General features: G+C 59.6%; 1 pseudogene. It reads right to left on the bottom strand.

Annotated features, from left to right (window positions below):
• Positions 1-30: 30 nt before the first annotated feature.
• Positions 31-1081 (bottom strand): annotated as a pseudogene (locus tag B5M41_RS26725) (IS3 family transposase); the annotation flags it as partial.

The raw sequence follows: 1081 nt of genomic DNA, 5'->3' as shown, positions 1-1081 counted from the left end.
GAGTGCTCCCCATTTCACCGGACAGATCGGCTAGTTTGATTTAGCCCTGATGAACTGCCGAGGGGAAGCCATCTTGAGTGCGGAATGGGGATGGATTTCGTTGTAGTCTTCGATCCATCCGTCGATGAGCCGGAGCGCCGTTTCGGCGTCTGGCAGAGCTGATATGCGCACGTAATCCCGTTTCAGGGTTTTGACGAATGCCTCTGACATTCCGTTCGACTGGGGACTGGCGACCGGCGTGAAGCAGGGTGTCAGATTGAGCGCCTGGGCAAACAGCCTTGTGTCTCGAGCTGTGTAGGCTGAACCGTTGTCAGAGAGATGCTCGATAGCATGCGGAGTCCGCGCCGCCCCAAACCGCTTCTCGACCGCCTCCAGCATCATGTCGCGCACATCCGAGCCGGAGATGCCAGCATTGGCGACCGCCGTCCACGCGATGACCTCCCGGTCGAAGGCATCGATGATAAAGGAGAGACGAATGACCTCGCCATTCCAGCAGGTGAACTCCAGACCGTCCGAGCACCAGCGCAGGTTCGAGCGCATGACCATGACCTTGCCGTCATGGATGCGGCCTTTGCGAACGGCCGTATGCTTCTCCAACAGCATGGCGTGGTTGCCCATGATGCGGTGGACCCGCTTGGCGTTGACGACAGGCTTATCGGCGGCTCGCCTTTCGCGATTGAGGAGCGCGGCGATCCGCCGATAGCCATAAGTTGGCCTTTGATCCACCAGGCTACGGATGATAGGCAGAAGCTCTGCATCCTCGGCCTTGCGATAGGACCCGCGCGACTTCGATCTGCCTTTCAATCGCTCGATGAGGTTGGATCGGGAGACGCCCAGCGTGTCAGCGACGGTCTTCATCGGGAACCGTCCTTCGGCAACAAGATCGGCCGCGATATCCGTTTTTTTGAGTCCGCTTTGGATAGGGCTTCGCGGAGGATTTCGACCTCCATCGTCTTGCGGCCGAGCATGCGCTCCAACTCGCGGACGCGATCTTCCAGCTTCTTCACTTCCGAATTGCCGACCACCGGCTCGTCTGAATCCACGGCTGCAGCACCTCCCTCGCTCAAGAGCCTGCGCCACC

Source organism: Shinella sumterensis (assembly GCF_004514425.2).
Classification (GTDB): Bacteria; Pseudomonadota; Alphaproteobacteria; order Rhizobiales; family Rhizobiaceae; genus Shinella; species Shinella sumterensis.
Note: the sequence above shows the minus strand (reverse complement) of the source record. Positions and strands in the feature narration are given on the sequence as shown.